Consider the following 22,859-nt stretch of genomic DNA (forward strand, 5'->3'; position numbering starts at 1 on the left):
GTTTTGATTAAAGATAGCATTAAATCGTAACTTCTAAAAGTTTACTGCCTTGGGTATCAATGTCAACATAACTGCTTGATGCAGAAACAAGCACAGTTTCACCCTTTTTAATGGGTGCACTGCCCCAATCGTTATTGATTATGGCCGAACCACCTACACACATATAAATAGTGAAGGAATCCCTTTCTGTCAAGTCCTGCTTCAAGGGGTGTTCCAATTCCATAAAATTGGTCTTAAAGTAAGGACAGGTCACCATAGTGTTCACTTCATCCTTTTTTCTAGGATAATCCACTTTAAAATCATCCTTCTTCTCATAGTCGATGGCGTCCACTGCCAAACTGGTATGCAACTCCCTTAAATTACCCTCTTTATCCTTTCTATTAAAATCGAATACCCGATAGGTAATGTCCGAAGTCTGCTGAATTTCGGCCAAAAGGACGCCAGCTCCAATGGCATGGATTTTTCCTGTATTGATGAAAAACGTATCCCCTTCACCTACTGTTTCGTAGTTCATTAAATCGGTAAGGGTGCCTTCTTCAATACTTTTTACATATTCTTCCTTTTCCACATCCTTATTGAAACCCACGATCAATTTTGCTCCAGGGTCGGCATCCATAATGTACCACATTTCCGTTTTCCCAAAGGAATTATGTCGCTTTTTAGCCAATTCGTCATTGGGGTGCAATTGGATGGAAAGGTCCTGTTTGGCATCAATAAACTTAATCAATATTGGAAAATCGTTACCGAATCGGTCCACCACACTCTTACCCAAAAGTGCCTCCCCTTGATTATCCATCAAATCTTTTAGAGATGTGCCGGCCAATTCTCCATTCGCCACTTCAGATATATCACCTTGAACCCCTGAGAGCTCCCAACTCTCACCAGTAATATCACTTTCAATGGGCTTGTTTAAAACTTCTTTTAGTTTGGTTCCTCCCCAAAGTCGTTCCTTAAGGATGGGTTTAAATTTTAATGGGTATAGGTTCATATTAGCCTGTGTAGGTTACAAAATTGCGAGGGGTTTCATAGAGTACCACCTCCAGCTCTTTGTTTTTATTGATGTGGGGTCTTAATTTATTCCATATGACCACTGCTATATTTTCTGCGGTGGGATTTAAATTTTTAAACTCAGGAACATCGAGATTTAGATTTTTATGATCCAAGGCTTCTTCAACATGTTCCTTAATCAAATCCTTCAGGACTTTTAAGTCCATTACAAAACCTGTTTCAGGATCTATTTCACCTGTTACACTAACAATAAGGTCGTAATTGTGTCCGTGAAATTTCGGGTTATTGCATTTACCGAAAACGGCATTGTTCTTTTCCTCGTCCCAGTCTGGCCGGTACAACCGATGTGCCGCATTAAAACTAGCTTTTCTGCTTGCTTTTACTTTCATTTTGCAGTTGTGTTTTCCATAAGATGATCGTAGAAACGCTCAAAAATAATTTTGAACCACGCAGTGTACTCACCTGGATTTTCTTCAATGTCCTTTTTTACATCTTCTGGGTACATCCATTTCCAATCGGCAACCTCATCTGGATTGACATTGGGTTCATCTTCAAAATACCCTATCATCACATGATCAAACTCATGCTCGGTAAGGCCATTATCAAAAGGTGCTTTGTAAACAAAATTAAAGAGTTCCTTGAGTTCGGTGGTAAAGCCCATTTCTTCCATGAGCCTTCGCTTGCCTGCATCAATATTGCTTTCACCTTCTCGTTGATGGCTGCAGCAAGTATTGGTCCACAATAGCGGGGAATGGTATTTGTCCTTAGCCCTTTGCTGAAGCATTGTTTCGCCCTTGGCATTCATTACAAAAACGGAAAATGCACGGTGTAGCAAGGCTTTTTCATGAGCTTCCATTTTTGGCATTAAACCAATGGGCTCGTCCTTTTCATTTACAAGTATCACTTTTTCCTCTTCCATGAGGTAAAAATATGACCTTTAAGATAAAATAACGGGAATAGGTATTTAAATTCTTCCTAAAAGAAGCGTGGGGATTTCATGTTCCCAATATTTCTGATGAAGTCGTATCTCAGGATAATTTCGAAAGAACCATCATTAAAAGTGGCCGCACCTAGTTCGGTAATCTCACGATCATAGGCCAAGCCGACCATCAACTGATCAGATAACATAAAGCCCATAAGACCACTAAAGGCTGCATCCCAACGATAGGCCACCCCACCAATGAATTTTTCGTTGAACATAAAGTTCGCGGAAAGATCTACCTGCAATGGTGCTCCTTGTACCGCTTTGGTCAATAAAGCGGGCTTGAACTTTAAAACTGGATTCAAGTCCCAAACATAACCCGTAATAAGGTAAAAGTTCATCTGCTCCCTTGCTGTTGATACCGAAGAGGAATCAAAATGGGTGGTTTCCAATATTCTTGGAGCAGAGACACCTACATAAAATTTATCAGTATGGTAGTATACTCCTGCCCCAATGTTTGGAGAAAATTTATTTTGTATGTCCTGCTGAGATTGTAATTGCGGATCCACCTCGAACTCATCCAGCTCAGAATAACGAATATCCAGCATATGAGCGCTCGCTTTCAGTCCAAAGCTCAGTCTTCCCTCCCAACCTGTTTGAATGGTATAGGAGAAATCCACATCAAAATATGTCTCCGATGTTGGACCAATTTTATCGTTGACAATAGACAGACCCAATCCCACCCCACGGTAACCAACCGGTGTATGCACGTTCAATGTCTGTGTTTCGGGAGCGCCATCGAGCCCCAACCATTGGTTACGGTACAATGCAGCTATACTCAAGTGCCCCCTTGAGCCCGCATAGGCTGGATTAACACTTACGGTATTGTACATATATTGGGTGTACTGTGCATCTTGCTGTGCATGTATGTTTCCTACTACAAAGAGTAGTAGGACCAGCAGCCATTGCCTATTTCCTTTAAAAAGTTTCTTCACCACAGTAACCATTGTTTATCTGTTAATGTATATATAGCCTGTAAGCTGTTTCATATTTCCTCCTTGATCTTGGTAATCGATTACATAGAAATAAGTTCCCACAGGAAGTTTATTTTCTTGGTCCACGGTTACCCTACCTTGGGATGTACCATCAAATACATTTCCATTGGTATTGTAGGCTCTTGTCTGATATACCATGACACCCCATCTATTGTATATTCTTACCGTGTTGCTCGGATAGTTCTCCAGCCCTCGGATTTCCAAGGTGTCGTGTACACCGTCACCATTAGGTGTAATCACATTGATTACATCTACTTCTTCCTCACTGGCGGTGAGTTCACCTAGATCTGGGTCAAGATAATTAGGGATACCATCTTCGTTGGAATCATCGTTGGCATAGTTTCCATCTCCGTTCATATCCTCATCCATAGTCTCTATACCGTCGTCGTCGTCGTCAGAATCCCTGAAATCCGGAATACCATCAGTATCGTTGTCAGGAATAGCAATACTTGGATCATCCATTTCATCATTGACATCTATATCAATAACGGTTTCACCTTCAAAGGCATCGTCCAATCCATCGTTGTCTTTATCGGAACCTATCAATGTAACCTCTGGAACGCCATCATGATCATGATCGTGACCTTCTATGGCATCAGGGACATTATCGTTATCACTATCATCGTCCACATAATCTGGCAGCCCATCGTTATCGGAATCAATTGGAATTAAACCTACATTTCCATCTGTCTCATAGGCATCATCCAATCCATTGCCATTGGCATCCACTAAACTTGGTGGAATGTAACCTAAGGCAAGTTGTGCCTCCACATTATCCGGAATACCGTCGTTATCACTATCAATATCCAGGTAATCAGGGATGCCATCACCATCGGTATCGGTTGGGTTGGTTGATGGGTCATTGTCATTATCCGCATTCAGGTCCTCAAAATTATCCGCAATCCCATCATTGTCGCTGTCCAAATCGATTCCAGAAGGACTTACAATTACTGTAATGGTAGCCGTGCTGCAATTGCCATTGGAATCACAAATTGTATAGTCGAAAGAATCTGTACCTGTAAACCCTGGATTTGGTATGTATGTTATATCGTCATCGGAAGGATTGTTAGTAGTGCCATTATCATTTAATACCGCCGTTCCGTTTGATGGGTCCGGAGCAGTAATTGAACCTGAAATAGGAATATCGTTATCATTTGCTCTCCAGGATACAATGGCATCTACACCAATATCTGTTGATACTGAATCATCATTGGCATCCACAATTGGAAGTACGTCCACTGTGACCGTAGCCGTACTACAATCTCCAGAAGAATTACAGATGGTATAGTCAAAACTATCGCTTCCGTTATAATCTGGATTTGGAGTATATGTCACCCTATCATCCGTTGGATCATTAGCTGTTCCATTATCATCAATGCTGATTGTTCCATTAGATGGATTTGTGGTGGTCAGCACTCCCGTTGTGGGCAAATCGGTATCATTATCAAAAATAAGTGCATTAACCGATTCATCTTCGTTGACCACAACCACGTCATCCAATAAATTAGCTGCTTGGCTCATGCACACCACGGTAAAACGTGGTAATTCCATACTATTGCCGACTTTGGTAACAGTGGCCACATACCGCATTACAGTTTGGGTACTTGTTACGGTTGGTCTGGTTTGGTCTCCACTCAAAGCTGGAGCCCAACTTACCGTTGCCCCTGAAGGGACACTTGCCGAGATATCCAAAACCACTTCATTGTCCGGGGCCGCACAATTTGTTAAGATAAAATACCCTGTGGCATTTGAACCACAAAGTGTACCATCGTAGGTAGCAAAGTAAACACCGGGTTGGGTAGCTTCGTAAAAAGAGTCTGTCCCCAACACAGTATTGGTATCCGAAGCCTCAAACCATTGATAGTTATACTCATCGCCGGTATCTGGTGCCTGTAACAAGAACTGTGCATTTGCAAGGTTCATTCCTATAAAAGAGATGAACAGTACAATGAGTAAAGACTTGTATGAGGTTTTTGATTTCAAAATCGCTTGGTCTTTATTCATTATTATTTTACCACAAATACTACATTGATCAATGCATTGTAATCGGCTGGTTGTCCAATAATATCGTAGGTCAGCACACCGTTGGCATCAATACTCATGTTATCAAATACTGTTGGGTCTGCATAGGTTACATAATAATAAAGCTCTGTTGCACTATAAGTGGGAACTGCAGCAGGTGCACCTGCACTCGATACAGCAGGGGTCCCATACTGCGCTACATATTGAGCGTATAGATCCACTGTTCTTCCCGTTCCATTTGAAGACGCATCAATAGCTATTGAAGGTGGATAGAATATTCTAGCGGCTTTTGATGTTATTGGAGCTATATCCTGAATTACATCTTCCACAGTTGCTTCTGTATTTCCATCACCATCAACATCAATTGGCGAATCTGAATTTACTTCTGATGCTAGTTGATCATCTGTATTGATATCCGCTAATGGAACTTGTAAAGTACCATTGCTATCTTCAATCTCTAGATTTGTACCATTGACCTCAAAACGAGTATTAATTTCATTAGTAGATGACAAATCTCCGTCGGCGGCCACATGGTTCGCAATGTCCGTGGCATTGGTCGAGATATTTGTCGTATTTGTTGCAATATCGGAGGCATTGGTCGAAATGTCCGTTGTGTTCGTGGCTATATCCGCTGTATTCGTTGCTATATCAGCCGTATTGCTGGCGATATCGGAGGCGTTTGTTGATATGTTCGTTGTATTTGTCGCAATGTCCGAGGCATTTGCGGCAACCCCGGCACTGTCGTCAAGGTCGCTCAGATCAACGGTCACGTCCGTGGTGCCCTCGCTGATGGTCAGCACATTGGTCGGTGCATCCAGCGAAGCCCCCGTGATGTCGTCATCCGAAACACTGTCCACATAGGCCTTGGTCGCTGCATCCTGTGCAGCGGTAGGGTCCGCGATGTTGGTGATGGCCAATCCGCCACCATCGTTTCCATCGGCAAGTACTTCGCCAAGGTTCTGTATCTCGTTGGTCGAGGAAAGGTCACCGTCAGCGGCCACATGGTTGGCTATGTCCGTGGCATTGGTCGAGATATTTGTCGTGTTTGTTGCTATATCGGCAGCATTGGTCGCAATGTCCGAAGTATTGGTTGCTATATCGGCCGTGTTCGTGGCTATATCAGCCGTATTGTTTGCTATATCCGAAGTGTTGGTCGCAATATCTGCTGTGTTAGTGGCGATATCGGTAGCGTTGGTCGCAATGTTCCCTGCATTAGTTGTGATATCGGAAGCATTGGTCGCAATGTCCGAGGCATTCGCGGCAACACCGGCGCTGTCATCAAGGTCGCTCAGATCAACGGTCACGTCCGTGGCGCCTTCGCTGATGGTAAGCACGTTGCTCGGTGCATCCAGCGAAGCCCCCGTGATGTCGTCGTCCGACACACTGTCCACATAGGCCTTGGTCGCTGCATCCTGTGCAGCGGTGGGGTCCGCTATGTTGGTGATGGCCAATCCGCCACCATCATTTCCATCGGCAAGTACTTCACCAAGGTTCTGTATCTCGTTGGTCGAGGAAAGGTCCCCGTCCGCGGCCACATGGTTGGCAATGTCCGTGGCATTTGTCGATATGTTCGTTGCGTTCGTTGCAATATCGGAAGTGTTGGTCGCAATGTTTGTCGAGTTGGTTCCAATATCGGTAGCATTGATCGCAATGTCTGAAGTGTTCGTCGCTATGTCAGCCGTGTTAGTTGCAATATCGGCGGCGTTTGTCGATATGTTCGTTGTATTTGTCGCAATGTCCGAGGCATTCGCGGCAACTCCCGCACTGTCGTCAAGGTCGCTCAGATCAACGGTAACATCCGTGGTGCCCTCGCTGATGGTCAGCACATTGGTCGGTGCATCAAGCGAAGCCCCCGTGATGTCGTCATCCGAAACACTGTCAACATAGGCCTTGGTCGCAGCATCCTGTGCAGCGGTGGGGTCCGCTATGTTGGTGATGGCCAATCCGCCACCATCATTTCCATCGGCAAGTACTTCACCAAGGTTCTGTATCTCGTTGGTCGAGGAAAGGTCCCCGTCAGCGGCCACATGGTTCGCAATGTCCGTGGCATTGGTCGAGATATTTGTGGTGTTCGTTGCTATATCGGCAGTGTTTGTTGCTATATCCGAAGTGTTGGTCGCAATATTTGTCGCATTGGTTCCAATATCAGAAGCATTGGTCGCAATGTCTGAAGTGTTCGTTGTTATATCCGCTGTGTTAGCGGCGATGTCCGTTGTGTTAGTTGCAATATCGGCGGCGTTTGTTGATATGTTCGTTGCATTTGTCGCGATGTCCGAGGCATTTGCGGCAACCCCGGCACTGTCGTCAAGGTCGCTCAGATCAACGGTCACGTCCGTGGTGCCCTCGCTGATGGTCAGCACATTGGTCGGTGCATCCAGCGAAGCCCCCGTGATGTCGTCATCCGAAACACTGTCCACATAGGCCTTGGTCGCTGCATCGCTCGCCGCAGTGGGCGCACCCAGACCTGTCAACACCAATCCATTGGCATCGTTGCCATCGGTAAGTACTTCCTCGATGTTCTGTATCTCATTTGTTGACGAAAGGTCCCCGTCCGCGGCCACATGGTTTGCAATGTCCGTGGCGTTGGTCGATATATTTGTCGTGTTCGTGGCAATATCGGAAGCATTGGTCGCAATGTCTGATGTATTGGTTGCTATATCCGAAGTGTTGGTCGCAATATTTGTCGCATTGGTTCCAATATCGGTAGCGTTGGTCGCAATGTTCGAGGCATTCGCAGCAACCCCGGCACTGTCATCAAGGTCGCTCAGATCAACGGTAACATCCGTGGTGCCCTCGCTGATGGTCAGCACATTGGTCGGTGCATCAAGCGAAGCCCCCGTGATGTCGTCATCCGAAACACCGTCCACATAGGCCTTGGTCGCTGCATCCTGTGCTGCGGTGGGGTCCGCTATGTTGGTGATGGCCAATCCGCCACCATCATTTCCATCGGCAAGTACTTCGCCTAAGTTCTGAATCTCGTTGGTCGAGGAAAGGTCACCGTCAGCGGCCACATGGTTGGCAATGTCCGTGGCATTGGTCGAGATATTTGTTGTGTTTGTTGCAATATCGGTTGTATTCGTGGCGATGTCAGAGGTGTTTGTCGCAATATCCGCTGTGTTAGCAGCGATGTCCGTTGTGTTCGTGGCTATGTTCGTTGCGTTTGTTCCGATATTCGTGGTGTTCGTGGCTATATCCGTTGTATTGTTGGCGATATCAGAGGCGTTTGTCGATATGTTTGTTGTATTTGTCGCAATGTCCGAGGCATTCGCGGCAACCCCTGCACTGTCGTCAAGGTCGCTCAGGTCAACGGTCACATCCGTGGCGCCTTCGCTGATGGTAAGCACATTGGTCGGTGCATCAAGCGAAGCCCCCGTGATGTCGTCATCCGCAACACCGTCCACATAGGCCTTGGTCGCAGCATCCTGTGCAGCAGTGGGGTCGGCGATGTTGGTGATGGCCAATCCGCCACCATCGTTTCCATCGGCTAGTACTTCGCCCAGGTTCTGTATCTCATTGGTCGAGGAAAGGTCCCCATCCGCGGCCACATGGTTCGCAATGTCCGTGGCATTGGTCGAGATATTTGTTGTATTTGTTGCAATATCGGAGGCATTGGTCGAAATGTCCGTTGTGTTCGTGGCTATATCCGCTGTGTTCGTTGCTATATTAGCCGTATTGTTTGCTATATCCGAAGTGTTGGTCGCAATATTTGTCGCATTGGTTCCAATATCGGTAGCGTTGGTCGCAATGTTCCCTGCATTAGTTGTGATATCGGAAGCATTGGTCGCAATGTCCGAGGCATTCGCGGCAACTCCCGCACTGTCGTCAAGGTCGCTCAGATCAACGGTCACGTCCGTAGTGCCTTCGCTGATGGTCAGCACGTTGCTCGGTGCATCCAACGAAGCTCCCGTGATGTCGTCATCCGAAACACTGTCCACATAGGCCTTGGTCGCTGCATCCTGTGCAGCGGTAGGATCCGCTATGTTGGTGATGGCCAATCCGCCACCATCATTTCCATCGGCAAGTACTTCATCAAGGTTCTGTATCTCATTTGTTGACGAAAGGTCCCCGTCAGCAGCTATATGGTTCGAAATGTCCGTGGCATTTGTCGATATGTTCGTTGCGTTCGTTGCAATATCGGAAGCATTGGTCGCGATGTCCGAAGTATTGGTTGCTATATCGGCCGTGTTAGTAGCTATATCCGAAGTATTGGTCGCAATATTTGTCGAGTTGGTTCCAATATCGGAAGCATTGGTCGCAATGTCCGAGGCATTCGCGGCAACACCGGCGCTGTCATCAAGGTCGCTCAGATCAACGGTAACATCCGTGGTGCCCTCGCTGATGGTCAGCACGTTGCTAGGTGCATCCAATGAAGCTCCCGTGATGTCGTCATCCGAAACACCGTCCACATAGGCCTTGGTCGCAGCATCCTGTGCAGCGGAAGGATCCGCTATGTTGGTGATGGCCAATCCGCCACCATCATTTCCATCGGCAAGTACTTCACCAAGGTTCTGTATCTCGTTGGTCGAGGAAAGGTCCCCGTCAGCAGCTATATGGTTCGAAATATCCGTGGCATTTGTCGATATGTTCGTTGCGTTCGTTGCTATATCGGCAGTGTTTGTTGCTATATCCGAAGTGTTGGTCGCAATATTTGTCGCATTGGTTCCAATATCAGAAGCATTGGTCGCAATGTCTGAAGTGTTCGTTGTTATATCCGCTGTGTTAGCGGCGATGTCCGTTGTGTTAGTTGCAATATCGGCGGTGTTTGTTGATATGTTCGTTGCGTTCGTTGCAATATCGGATGTATTGGTCGCAATGTTTGTCGAGTTGGTTCCAATATCGGAAGCATTGGTCGCAATGTCCGAGGCATTCGCGGCAACTCCCGCACTGTCGTCAAGGTCGCTCAGATCAACGGTCACATCCGTGGTGCCTTCGCTGATGGTCAGCACGTTGCTAGGTGCATCCAATGAAGCTCCCGTGATGTCGTCATCCGAAACACTGTCCACATAGGCCTTGGTCGCAGCATCCTGTGCAGCGGTAGGGTCCGCGATGTTGGTGATGGCCAATCCGCCACCATCATTTCCATCGGCAAGTACTTCGCCAAGGTTCTGTATCTCGTTGGTCGAGGAAAGGTCACCGTCAGCGGCTACATGGTTCGCAATGTCCGTTGTGTTCGTGGCTATATCCGAAGTGTTAGCGGCGATGTTCGTTGTATTTGTTCCAATATCCGCTGCGTTCGCGGCGATATCGGAAGTGTTGGTCGTAATGTCCGAAGTATTAGTTGCTATATCAGCCGTGTTCGTTGCAATATCGGCGGTGTTTGTTGATATGTTCGTTGTATTTGTTGCGATGTTCGAGGCATTCGCGGCAACTCCCGCACTGTCGTCAAGACTTGATATGTCCACGACCGGATTGTTCCCAAGTTCATTGGTATAGGTCAACTCACTGGTCGTATTGTCAAAGGACAATGTGGTATTGGTCTCGGCTATGGACACGGATGCCACGTTCAAGTATAGTGCACCATCAGAGCCAGCCGTAATATTGTTGTTCGCATCACCACTGATCAAGTTTACAGATTCCGTTCCACCTCCATCAGTGATTTCCAGATTACCTCCCGCGATACCACTTCCCGTATTGTACTCATTGCCTATGTTAGTATCGGCATCGGCAGCAATATGGTTCGCAATGTCAGTGGCATTGGTCGAGATATTTGTGGTGTTAGCGGCAATGTCCGTAGTATTCGTTGCAATATCGGCCGTGTTCGTGGCTATATCCGTTGTATTGTTGGCGATATCGGAGGCGTTTGTTGATATGTTTGTTGTATTTGTCGCAATGTCCGAGGCATTCGCGGCAATCCCCGCACTGTCGTCAAGGTCGCTCAAATCAACGGTCACATCCGTGGCGCCTTCGCTGATGGTAAGCACGTTGCTCGGTGCATCCAACGAAGCTCCCGTGATGTCGTCGTCCGACACACTATCCACATAGGCCTTGGTCGCTGCATCCTGTGCAGCGGTGGGGTCCGCTATGTTGGTGATGGCCAATCCGCCACCATCGTTTCCATCGGCAAGTACTTCGCCAAGGTTCTGTATCTCGTTGGTCGAGGAAAGGTCACCGTCAGCGGCCACATGGTTGGCAATGTCGGTGGCATTGGTCGAAATGTCCGTTGTGTTCGTGGCTATATCCGAAGTGTTTGTTGTAATATCGGCAGTGTTCGTGGCTATATCCGTTGTATTGTTGGCGATATCGGAGGCGTTTGTTGATATGTTTGTTGTATTTGTCGCAATGTCCGAGGCATTCGCGGCAATCCCCGCACTGTCGTCAAGGTCGCTCAAATCAACGGTCACATCCGTGGCGCCTTCGCTGATGGTAAGCACGTTGCTCGGTGCATCCAACGAAGCTCCCGTGATGTCGTCGTCCGACACACTATCCACATAGGCCTTGGTCGCTGCATCCTGTGCAGCGGTGGGGTCCGCTATGTTGGTGATGGCCAATCCGCCACCATCGTTTCCATCGGTAAGTACTTCGCCCAGGTTCTGTATCTCGTTGGTCGAGGAAAGGTCCCCGTCAGCGGCCACATGGTTGGCAATGTCGGTGGCATTGGTCGAAATGTCCGTTGTGTTCGTGGCTATATCCGAAGTGTTTGTTGTAATATCGGCAGTGTTCGTGGCTATATCCGTTGTATTGTTGGCGATATTGGAGGCGTTTGTTGATATGTTCGTTGTATTTGTCGCAATGTCCGAGGCATTCGCGGCAACTCCCGCACTGTCGTCAAGGTCGCTCAGATCAACGGTCACATCCGTGGTGCCCTCACTGATGGTAAGCACATTGGTCGGTGCATCAAGGGAGGCCCCTGTGATGTCGTCATCCGAAACACCGTCCACATAGGCCTTGGTCGCAGCATCCTGCGCAGCGGTGGGGTCGGCGATGTTGGTGATGGCCAACCCGCCACCATCATTTCCATCGGCTAGTACTTCGCCCAGGTTCTGTATCTCGTTGGTCGAGGAAAGGTCCCCGTCAGCGGCCACATGGTTCGCAATGTCCGTGGCATTGGTAGAAATATTTGTGGTGTTCGTTGTGATATCGGAAGCATTGGTCGCGATGTCCGAAGTATTGGTTGCTATATCGGCCGTGTTCGTGGCTATGTTTGTTGCGTTCGCAGTAATGTTACTGGTGTTGGTCGCAATATTTGTCGCATTGGTTCCAATATCGGAAGCATTTGTTGCTATGTCCGTGGCGTTGGTCGATATATTTGTCGTGTTCGTTGCGATATCGGAAGCATTAGTCGCAATATCCGAAGTGTTCGTGGCTATATCCGAAGTGTTGGTCGATATATTTGTCGCATTGTTTCCAATATCGGAAGCATTCGTCGCGATGTCCGCCGCATTGGTCGAGATGTTTGCTGCATTCGCTGTGATGTCCGAAGTATTGTTTGCAATATTCGTTGTGTTTGTCGCAATATCTGCTGTGTTAGCGGCAATATCCGTTGTGTTCGTAGCAATATTTGTCGCGTTGGTTCCAATACCGGCAGCATTGGTCGCTATGTCTGAGGCATTCGCAGCAACACCGGCACTGTCGTCAAGGCTACTTAAATCCGCAGAAGTAGAGGCTCCATTCTGAATGTCAATCTGTAATTGGTTAGAACCATTAAGTGTTGCCCCTGTTAAGTCTTGACTATCTGTATTCGTATCTATCAAAGCCGCCAGATCTGCCAATGCTACAGCATAAGAATTGGCATCAGAATCGGTTATAACCAAATTGGTGTTTGTACCATCAATATCAAATGAAGTAACCGTTGTGTTTGAATCCGTGAGCACATCCTTTAAACTACTCAAATCAACATTTACACTGCCTCCATCTTCTAACGATAGGGATAAAATATTGGTGGCATCATCAAAAGTGAAACCAGTCAATTGCTGATCATCGTTTGAGGTCAATTCCCACGAATCACCATCCCAGAAATATATGGTTCCTGTTGTGGTATTTACATAAATATCTCCTAAATCCGCACCAGCCGGGGTTACCGAACCAGCACTGGAAACATCTGTACCTTTTAGGACTTCACAATTGCATTGGTCCTGAAGGGTCACAGTGGTTTGAGAAAAGGCAATTCCTGAAAAAAGAAGGAATATTAAGACTAGTATGCTCTTTTTCATGAGGTTACTATTAGTTGAGGTTCTATGCTGTAGTTTTGTTGATTCTTTAAACTTCTGGTTCTTAAACTCTTTCGTGGTTCAACACACCGAATTTTCGACCGAATACAAAATTACCCTCACTTTTAGGGGTGGAAAATAATTGTTGTGAACCCATGAAATAGGATTGTATAGCCCGTAAATTTTGAGGTTACTCTTGTATTTTTTTACGATTTTTTTAAGACAGTTCGTCGATGAGGCCCTAAACAACAAGCTATTATAGTAGGTTTAATCCTACAAAAACATGGATGTTATTTTAAATAAAAATGTTGCTAAAAGTCATTTTAAGGGAATTATTTTTTGCAATCGAACCATAACAAAAAACGACCCTGAAGGGGCCGTTATATTTCATTCGTTCTTAAAAATTCTTATTCAAAAATGATAAATTCCGATCTTCTGTTAAGTTGATGTTGTTCTTCCGAACATTGAACACCATTCATACAATCGTTAACCAATCGGGTCTCGCCAAACCCTTCTCCTTGAAGTCTATCAGCGGATATTCCTTTAGACACCATATAATCTACAGTGGATTCAGCTCTTTTTTGTGATAACCAAAGATTATAGGCATCAACACCACGACTATCAGTGTGCGAATTCACCTTAATTTTTAAACTTGGATATTTTTCCATGGCTACAATAACCTTCTGAATCTCTATTTCCGCATCGGGTCTGATATTGTATTTATTCAAATCAAAATAAATAGTACTCAATTGTAACAACTTTGCCAAGTCGTCGCCAAATCCTCCAGTGACCACGTCTCGTTCCAAGTAAAAATCCACAATCCGTGGTTTACCATCGGATATTGGTAAATATTCCTCTGCCGGCACATACCCATCCCTGGATGCCCTAACAAAATTACCTTTGGAACAATCCAATTGCAATATGTAGTTTCCATCGGAATCTGTAATGGTAGATGATATTTCGTTGTTTTCTTCATCTATAATTTTCACCGTGGCTCCAGCCAAAACTTCATTGGAAATTCGATCGCGTACCGTTCCGGTTACTTCTTGGATGCACTCCAAGGTTAAGGGAACATTTTCCACAAATTCGTAAATATCATCATCTCCCATACCCCCATCCCGGTTGGACGCGAAGTATCCGGTTTTGTTTTCCGAATCAAAAATAAAAGAGAAATCGTCCTTAGGCGTATTCGCCGGCCTACCCACATTGACCACAGGTTGGGTATAATCATTATAGGCAATCTTTGTGGCAAAAATATCCAAACCGCCCAGGCCTTGATGCCCATCTGAAGAAAAGTATAACACTCCGTCTTTAGTAATGAAAGGGAAAGTTTCACGAGCGATCGTATTGATATTACTTCCGAGGTTTTGAATGGGTCCATAGGTTCCATCCCCAATGATCTCGGTGACAAAAATATCCGATTCCCCCAAACTACCTGGCATGTCGGAAACAAAGTACAGCTTCTTGCCATCCGGACTCAACATAGGATGGGCCACAGAATAGGAATCACTATTAAAAGGAAGTTCCGTTATGTTTCCCCATTCACCATCAATTTTTTCTGCGCTGTAAATTTTTAATCTAATGATACCCTCTTCATCTTTTTTCCTTCTTCCATCGAAAAAATTATTTCGGGTAAAGTACATGGTCGTACCATCTTTGGTTACCACAGAAGTGGACTCATGTAATCTGGTATTGACCTCTCCTTCCAATTTTACAGCCCTATCCATGGAGACACTATCCGCATTGACCTTATATAAATCCAAAAAGTCCCTTGAATTCCATGTGTGGCGATATCTCGCGAAGTTACCTGTGTCACGGTCTGAGGCGAAAATGAGGCCTTTTTCGTAATAAGCTGCGGCAAAATCGGAGTACTTACTATTATAAGGGAAGGTTTTTATGGTATATCTTCCAGAGTTCGCTTCTATTTTTGACATGTAATCCTCATCAAAATCCACCATTGAAGAGGTCATCTCCCTAAAATCTTCCATGACTTTTGCGGCCTGATCATAATTACCCACCGACTTTAAGCTCTGTGCGTATCGGAAAACATCTTCTACCGACATGTCATCCGGATAGGTTTCCTCCAGTTTTTTATATCTCTCCGCAGCTTCTTGGTACTTGGCATTAAAGTAGTAGGAGTTCCCTAGCCTCTTCAATAAATCGGGCGAACTATACCCTTTGTCCAACACTTTTTTATAAATATCGATTGCAGGACTGAATGAGTACTGTTTGTATTTTTCATCGGCCCTTTCCATTACCCGGGAAATCTGCTTATCTGGAATACTATCCTGTTGCGCATATATTTTTATGATGCATCCGCAAACTATAAAGAGTAATGTGAGTATTCTTTTCAGCATTATAAACTATATTAAAAGAATCGTGGTGATATGGTTCTTTGGAAGGATTTCAATAATTCCAGTCTTAAAAATACTTCAAAAGACCCATCATTGAATTGTGTTCCTCCCAACTCTGTCGTTTCTCGATCATAGGCCAATCCCAACATTATTTGCTCTGAAACCTGGAATCCAACTAAACCGCTGACTGCTGCATCCCAACGGTAGGCCGCACCAAAACTAAATCTATTGGCAAACAGAAAACTGGCAGAGAGATCTACCTGTAATGGAGCTCCCCCGACCGCTTTGGTGAGCAAAGCCGGTTTAAATTGAAGATCCGCCCCTAAATCAAAAACATAGCCCGTAATCAAATAAATATTCATTCGCTCGGCAGACAAAAAGTTGACACCGTTATCAGCATTATCGTTGTCAAAATATTCCGACTCCAAAACATTCGGCGCGGAAATCCCCGCATAAAATTTATCGGTATGGTAGTAGATCCCAAGTCCAAAATTAGGTGTGAACCTGTTATCGATATTATTTTGATTGACTACTTCTTGGTCAAAATTTCTTAGACCGTTAAAGTCCAAACTCAACATATTCCCACCTGCTTTGAGCCCAAATGATAGTTTGGCATCCATAGACACATCTATTGTGTAGGATATAACAGCATCAAGGTATGTCTCCTGTACAACACCATCCCCAATATTATCATTAACGATGGATATTCCATAACCCAATCTACTGTTTTGAATGGGTGAGTGAAGATTTAAAGTAAAGGTTTCAGGAGCTCCATCCAACCCCACCCATTGCGATCGGTACAAGCCTGCAAAGCTAAGCTGTCCTCTTGATCCGGCATAAGCAGGATTTACACTCAACGTATTGTACATATATTGTGTGTATTGTGCATCCTGCTGGGCCATTACACCCGTAGACAGTATTCCAATAAACAACAACGTAGTTAAAAAATGCTTTTTTATCATTCTATCAATATGTTATCTACTTATGTAAATGTATTCAGAGTCTGTGAAGCTTCCTTGCTCGGTTTCGTAATTAAATATATAAAAATAAACCCCTGCAGGTAGATAATCGTTCACACTAAGGGCGGATTTACCTCTAACACGTCCATCAAAAACATTATTTACATTGTCGTAATTATTCCCTTCGAAGACAAGAGTTCCCCAACGATTGAAAATTTTAATGGTACTTGATTTGATATATTCCACACCTCGGATAAACAGAAAGTCGTTTTTTAAATCCCCGTTAGGTGTCAACATCTGGTTTACTTCAATATCCTCAACAATTACAGTCACAGTAGCCGTATCACAATTATCTGGATTAGCTGCTTCACATATGGTATATTCGATAGTATAAGTTCCTGCCGGCGTTCCAGGAGCCACAGTAACGCTCCCATCGTCGTTGACTGTTAATACGTTTGTTGGGGTAGATGTTAAGATTACATCAATCAGTACTATAGCTTCATCATTTAGCGTATCGTTAAACAACACATCGCTATCCGTGATATCACCTCCTCCAGATCCTGCATTGTAAGCATCGTCCACGGCATCGATTACATTTCCGACTCCTTCCGTCACTACTACGGTAACCGTGGCCGTATCACAATTGTTTACATCCATAACATCACAAATCGTGTACTCGATGGTATACGTGCCCGGTTCGGTTCCATCCACTACACTGACGCTGCCATCCCCATTGATGACAAGTTGGTCCGTTGGTGTGGAGCTCAATACGACATCGGCAAGGGTTACGGGGTCTCCGTTATAGGTATCGTTGGACAATACATCGCTTTCCGTGATATCACCTCCTCCAGATCCTGCATTGTAAGCATCGTCCACGGCATCGATTACATTTCCGACTCCTTCCGTTACTACTACGGTAACCGTGGCGGTATCACAATTGTTTACATCCATAACATCACAAATCGTGTACTCGATGGTATACGTGCCCGGTTCGGTTCCATCCACTACACTGACGCTGCCGTCCCCATTGATGACAAGTTGGTCCGTTGGTGTGGAGCTCAATACGACATCGGCAAGGGTTACGGGGTCTCCGTTATAGGTATCGTTGGACAATACATCGCTTTCCGCAATTGTACCGTCTTCCCCTGTTTGTAGAGTGTAGGCATCATCCACAGCATCGATAACATTCCCGGTCCCTTCCGTCACTTCTACGGTAACGGTGGCCGTATCGCAATTTCCTGAATCGGAGACATCGCAGATGGTGTACTCGATGGTATAGGTGCCAGGTTCGGTCCCATCCACTACACTGACGCTACCATCTCCGTTGATGACAAGCTCGTCCGTTGGTGTGGAGCTCAATATGACATCGGCAAGGGTTACGGGGTCTCCGTTATAGGTATCGTTGGACAATACATCGCTGTCCGCAATTGTACCATCCCCCCCCGTTTGTGCAGTGTAGGCATCATCGACGGCGTCGATAACATTCCCGGTGCCTTGTGTTACCTCAACGGTAACGGTGGCCGTATCGCAATTTCCTGAATCGGAGGCATCGCAGATGGTGTACTCGATGGTGTAGGTGCCAGGTTCGGTCCCATCCACTACGCTGACGCTACCGTCCCCATTGATGACAAGTTGGTCCGTTGGTGTGGAGCTCAATACGACATCGGCAAGGGTTACGGGATCTCCGTTATAGGTATCGTTGGACAATACATCGCTGTCCGCAATTGTACCATCCCCCCCTGTTTGTAAAGTGTAGGCATCATCGACGGCGTCGATAACATTCCCGGTGCCTTGTGTTACCTCAACGGTAACGGTGGCCGTATCGCAATTTCCTGAATCGGAGGCGTCGCAAATGGTATACTCGATGGTATAGGTGCCCGGTCCGGTCCCATCCACCACACCTACGCTGCCATCTTCATTGATGACAAGTTGAGCTGTTGGTGTGGAGCTCAATACGACATCGTCTAGGGTTACGGGAGCACCGTTATAGGTGTCATTGGACAGTACATTGCTGTCCGCAATTGTGCCGTCTCCGCCCGTTTGTACAGTGTAGGCATCATCGACGGCATCGAGGGTATTTGCTCCTACTTCTATATAAATAGTAGCCGAAGCACAAACACTTGGATCTGGTACAACATTACACACTTGATAAACTATGGTAACCGTTGTATTAGATTCAGACGCTACGGGCGTATAGTTCACAAACCCGGTCTCATTATCAAATACTACAACTCCAACTGCATCTCCACCTATTCTAGTTATAGCGGTAACTCCTTGGTTGTTATCATCGTTATTGGGAAGATAGTCATCGTTCTCCAAAATATTTATTGCTACTTCCGTTAAGGCTGGTGTTGAACCGAAATCGTCGTTGGCATTCGCCGTTAATGGATCTGGATCGGTTTCATTTGGATTTCCATCATCATCGCAATCAAGTGAGTTCCATTCAGCTGATTGCGGCAAGGTCACGCTATCTGCATTATAATCGCATGGGTCTAATGGGTCCGTTCCATCTTCTGTTTCATCCTCGTTGGTCACACCATCACCATCACAATCGGAACTGTTCCAAGTGGAATCGGGGTCGACCGTTTGACTGCCAAGTACAAAATCACACGGATCTTGTGGGTCGGTACCGTCCTCATCCTCCTGTTCATTGGTCACACCATCACCGTCGCAATCAGCGGTAAGGTAATCACCGCTTTGAGGCAAGGTCACACTTTCAGGATTGTAGTCACAAGGGTCTAAGGGGTCCGTGCCATCTTCTGTTTCGTCCTCGTTGGTCACACCATCGCCATCGCAATCGGAAGTGTTCCAAGTGGAATCGGGGTCGACCGTTTGACTGCCAAGTACAAAATCACACGAATCTTGTGGGTCGGTACCATCTTCTTCTTCATCCTCATTGATCACACCATCACCGTCGCAATCAGCGGTAAGGTAATCACCGCTTTGAGGCAAGGTCACACTTTCAGGATTATAATCACATGGATCTAATGGGTCCGTGCCATCTTCTGTTTCGTCCTCGTTGGTCACGCCATCACCATCGCAATCGGTTTGCTTCCACTCTTCGGATGGGGAGCAATCCTGATGTTCAGCAACAAAATCACATGGGTCCTGTGGGTCGGTACCGTCCTCATCCTCCTGTTCATTGGTCACACCATCACCGTCGCAATCAGCGGTAAGGTAATCACCGCTTTGAGGCAAGGTCACACTTTCAGGATTATAATCACATGGATCTAATGGGTCCGTGCCATCTTCTGTTTCGTCCTCGTTGGTCACGCCATCACCATCGCAATCGGTTTGCTTCCACTCTTCGGATGGGGAGCAATCCTGATGTTCAGCAACAAAATCACAGGGATCCAAGGGGTCTGTACCGTCTTCTTGTTCCTGACCGTTGCTTACTCCATCACCGTCACAATCCAACTTTTTCCATTCATCGGAAACGGAACAATCTTGGTGTTCAGCAACAAAATCGCATGGATCCAAGGGATCTGTGCCATCGTGGTGCTCTTGACCGTTGCTTACTCCATCACCGTCACAATCCAACTTTTTCCATTCGTCCGAAACGGAACAATCTTGGTGTTCCAGCACAAAATCACAGGGGTCCAAGGGATCTGTACCATCGTGGTGCTCTTGACCGTTGCTTACTCCATCACCGTCACAATCCAACTTTTTCCATTCGTCCGAAACGGAACAATCTTGGTGTTCCAGCACAAAATCACAGGGGTCCAAGGGATCTGTACCATCGTGGTGTTCTTGGCCGTTGCTTACTCCATCGCCATCACAATCAGCTTGGAGGTATTCATCACTTTGAGGAAAGGTAATATGTTCAGGATTGTAATCACAATAATCCAATGGATCGGTACCATCTTCTTTCTCATCTTCATCGCTTACGCCATCACCATCTGCATCGGTGTCATCTCCTCCATCTCCACAGGCGCCCAATGTATCACCATGATCTAAATGAGCCTTAACTGAAGCGGGAGCTACACTTATTGTATGATATCCATTTCGGGGATTGTTGTAACTTTTATCTTCTTTATGGCAAAGTAAAACTTTGTCGGGACCATTATAATTAGCCTCTTCACTATTATAATTACAAACACCGGTTTCTTGAGCAATAGCATCATTAGTTTCCCAATTTATATGCGCATTTAAGTCCAATGCCAAATCAGAACTCTTCAACGTATAGCTATCGCCAGTATTATCATGAGATATATTCCTGTTGTTCTCAATAGAGCTTGGGACATTCTTAAAAGATGTAATATTAGGATATACTATAAATCCCAGAACCAGAAGTAGGACAAAAATTTTGCCCTTTCTAAAATCTAAGAAAGTAATTTTTTCCATAAATGATAAGTTTTGGTCAACTAATCACCATGGCTTAAAGAGGTCCTCGTAATTGTAAGAAAATTGGGGTTTTCCTGTTTGTTTTAATGTCACCGGCCCTTAGGACACATATAGACACAATTACGTCACATAGTTAAACTATTTGACTCTCACCTCCTATTTTTCTCGATAAAAGGCGATTTCCTCATCATTATTTACCTCATCTGCTTGTTTTACAAATGGATAAACCCCGTGTGAATGGCTAGCGAGCATAAAACGAGCGAAAATTACTTTTCTTTTTGTTTATGGCTAACTTAAATGCTCTATTTTTTTCCAATTATATTAACAATCCCGAATCATGCTAAAAATGGGTGGCAAAACATATAAATCCCCTATTTTTGCCGAAATTTTTGTTGATGGAATTTGAAAAGGAAATAGCAAAACGAAGAACTTTCGGAATCATCTCCCACCCGGATGCCGGAAAAACAACTTTGACCGAAAAATTACTCTTGTTCGGTGGTGCGATTCAAGAAGCCGGTGCTGTAAAAAGCAATAAGATTAAAAAATCTGCTACGAGTGACTTCATGGAAATTGAGCGCCAAAGAGGAATTTCAGTCGCTACTTCCGTTTTGGCATTTATTTATAAAGGCAAGAAAATCAACATTTTGGACACTCCTGGACACAAGGATTTTGCCGAGGACACTTTTCGAACCTTGACGGCCGTAGATAGCGTTATTGTAGTTATCGATGTGGCCAAGGGTGTGGAGGAACAAACGGAAAAGCTTGTGGAGGTGTGCCGCATGCGTAATATCCCCATGATCGTTTTCATCAACAAATTGGACCGTGAGGGTAAAGATGCCTTTGACCTTTTAGACGAAGTGGAGCAAAAATTGGGCCTCACAGTAACACCTTTAAGCTTTCCGATAGGTATGGGGTACGACTTTAAGGGGATTTATAATATCTACGAGAAAAACATTAACCTTTTTAGCGGTAATAGCAAAAAGAATATCGAAGAGACTATTGCCTTTGATGATTTAGACAATCCTGAACTTGAAAAAATCATAGGAACAGAAGCTGCTGAAGAATTGCGTGGGAATCTAGAACTTGTTGAAGGGGTTTATCCCGATTTTGATAAAGAAGCTTATCTAAAAGGTGAGCTGCAACCCGTATTTTTTGGCTCTGCACTGAACAATTTTGGAGTTCGGGAACTATTGGATTGTTTTGTGGACATCGCTCCCTCACCCCGCCCCAAGAAAGCCGAAGAACGTTTGGTAAATGCCAATGAAAAGGATTTTTCAGGCTTCGTATTCAAGATACACGCCAACATGGACCCAAAACACCGTGACCGCCTTGCTTTTGTTAAAATTGTATCCGGTACGTTTGAAAGGAATACACCCTATTTACATGTTAGATTGGGAAAAAAGCTAAAATTCTCAAGTCCAAACGCATTTTTTGCTGAGAAAAAAGAAATTGTGGATATTTCCTATCCAGGTGATATCGTGGGGCTTCACGATACGGGCAACTTTAAAATTGGTGATACTTTAACCAGCGGGGAAGAGTTGCACTACAAAGGAATTCCAAGTTTTTCTCCGGAGCACTTTAGGTACATCAACAATGCCGACCCGATGAAGGCAAAACAATTGTACAAAGGTATTGACCAATTAATGGATGAAGGGGTTGCCCAATTATTTACCCTCGAAATGAACGGAAGAAAGGTGATAGGAACGGTCGGGGCCTTACAGTATGAAGTAATCCAATATAGATTGGAACACGAATATGGAGCCAAATGTACTTATGAAAACTTCCCTGTGCACAAAGCGTGCTGGGTAGAGCCTGAAGATGAAAAGAACGAAGAGTTCCAAGAGTTTAAACGGGTAAAACAAAAGTTTTTGGCCACCGATAAAAAGGGACAATTGGTATTTTTGGCGGATTCACCCTTTTCACTACAAATGACACAACAAAAATATCCCTCGGTCAAATTACATTATACTTCTGAGTTCGAATAGTATTTAAACACTAAGAAGACGCATCATATATTTCTGGATATGAAAGGGTTATCTTTTCATATG

At 45.1% G+C, this 22,859-nt stretch carries 10 protein-coding genes; 1 reads left to right on the forward strand and 9 read right to left on the reverse strand.

Annotation, left to right across the window (positions count from 1 at the left end; all coding sequences use genetic code 11):
• Window positions 1-19 precede the first annotated feature (19 nt).
• From J0654_RS13875 to J0654_RS13915, 9 genes are all read right to left on the reverse strand, one after another.
• Entirely contained in the window at window positions 20-988 is a 969-nt protein-coding gene (locus tag J0654_RS13875) for a type I phosphomannose isomerase catalytic subunit (protein ID WP_207029722.1), read from the reverse strand.
• Between the two features lies 1 nt (window position 989).
• Complete coding sequence (locus tag J0654_RS13880) at window positions 990-1,397, reverse strand: 6-pyruvoyl trahydropterin synthase family protein (RefSeq protein WP_207029723.1); 408 nt, start codon at window positions 1,395-1,397, stop codon at window positions 990-992.
• Complete coding sequence (gene idi, locus J0654_RS13885; RefSeq protein ID WP_207029724.1) at window positions 1,394-1,927, reverse strand: isopentenyl-diphosphate Delta-isomerase; 534 nt, start codon at window positions 1,925-1,927, stop codon at window positions 1,394-1,396. Before idi ends, J0654_RS13880 begins: the two co-directional genes overlap by 4 nt.
• 56 nt (window positions 1,928-1,983) lie before the next feature.
• Window positions 1,984-2,937 (reverse strand): PorP/SprF family type IX secretion system membrane protein, encoded by a 954-nt coding sequence (locus tag J0654_RS13890; protein ID WP_207029725.1) that lies wholly within the window; start codon window positions 2,935-2,937, stop codon window positions 1,984-1,986.
• Window positions 2,938-2,940: 3 nt separating this feature from the next.
• Window positions 2,941-4,989, reverse strand: coding sequence for a T9SS type B sorting domain-containing protein (locus tag J0654_RS13895; RefSeq protein ID WP_207029726.1), 2,049 nt, complete (start codon window positions 4,987-4,989; stop codon window positions 2,941-2,943).
• 2 nt (window positions 4,990-4,991) lie between these two features.
• Entirely contained in the window at window positions 4,992-13,157 is an 8,166-nt protein-coding gene (locus tag J0654_RS13900; RefSeq protein WP_207029727.1) for a beta strand repeat-containing protein, read from the reverse strand.
• Window positions 13,158-13,561: 404 nt separating this feature from the next.
• Entirely contained in the window at window positions 13,562-15,511 is a 1,950-nt protein-coding gene (locus tag J0654_RS13905) for an OmpA family protein (RefSeq protein ID WP_207029728.1), read from the reverse strand.
• An 11-nt stretch (window positions 15,512-15,522) separates the two neighbouring features.
• On the reverse strand, window positions 15,523-16,470 hold the full coding sequence (locus J0654_RS13910; RefSeq protein ID WP_207029729.1) for a PorP/SprF family type IX secretion system membrane protein: 948 nt from the start codon (window positions 16,468-16,470) through the stop codon (window positions 15,523-15,525).
• Window positions 16,471-16,482: 12 nt separating this feature from the next.
• Window positions 16,483-20,811, reverse strand: a complete 4,329-nt coding sequence (locus tag J0654_RS13915) for a T9SS type B sorting domain-containing protein (protein WP_207029730.1) — start codon at window positions 20,809-20,811, stop codon at window positions 16,483-16,485.
• A 395-nt stretch (window positions 20,812-21,206) separates the two neighbouring features.
• Here J0654_RS13915 and J0654_RS13920 point away from each other — a divergent pair, with 395 nt between their 5' ends.
• Entirely contained in the window at window positions 21,207-22,796 is a 1,590-nt protein-coding gene (locus tag J0654_RS13920) for a peptide chain release factor 3 (protein WP_207029731.1), read from the forward strand.
• Window positions 22,797-22,859 lie beyond the last annotated feature (63 nt).

Origin of the sequence: Flagellimonas profundi, from assembly GCF_017313275.1 — a bacterium.
GTDB classification, from domain to species: domain Bacteria; phylum Bacteroidota; class Bacteroidia; order Flavobacteriales; family Flavobacteriaceae; genus Flagellimonas; species Flagellimonas profundi.

Coding starts and splice junctions, on each gene's coding strand:
- J0654_RS13875 (WP_207029722.1), bottom strand. CDS start 988: ATGAACCTATACCCATTAAAATTTAAACCCATCCTTAAGGAACGACTT.
- J0654_RS13880 (WP_207029723.1), bottom strand. CDS start 1,397: ATGAAAGTAAAAGCAAGCAGAAAAGCTAGTTTTAATGCGGCACATCGG.
- idi (WP_207029724.1), bottom strand. CDS start 1,927: ATGGAAGAGGAAAAAGTGATACTTGTAAATGAAAAGGACGAGCCCATT.
- J0654_RS13890 (WP_207029725.1), bottom strand. CDS start 2,937: ATGGTTACTGTGGTGAAGAAACTTTTTAAAGGAAATAGGCAATGGCTG.
- J0654_RS13895 (WP_207029726.1), bottom strand. CDS start 4,989: ATGAATAAAGACCAAGCGATTTTGAAATCAAAAACCTCATACAAGTCT.
- J0654_RS13900 (WP_207029727.1), bottom strand. CDS start 13,157: ATGAAAAAGAGCATACTAGTCTTAATATTCCTTCTTTTTTCAGGAATT.
- J0654_RS13905 (WP_207029728.1), bottom strand. CDS start 15,511: ATGCTGAAAAGAATACTCACATTACTCTTTATAGTTTGCGGATGCATC.
- J0654_RS13910 (WP_207029729.1), bottom strand. CDS start 16,470: ATGATAAAAAAGCATTTTTTAACTACGTTGTTGTTTATTGGAATACTG.
- J0654_RS13915 (WP_207029730.1), bottom strand. CDS start 20,811: ATGGAAAAAATTACTTTCTTAGATTTTAGAAAGGGCAAAATTTTTGTC.
- J0654_RS13920 (WP_207029731.1), top strand. CDS start 21,207: ATGGAATTTGAAAAGGAAATAGCAAAACGAAGAACTTTCGGAATCATC.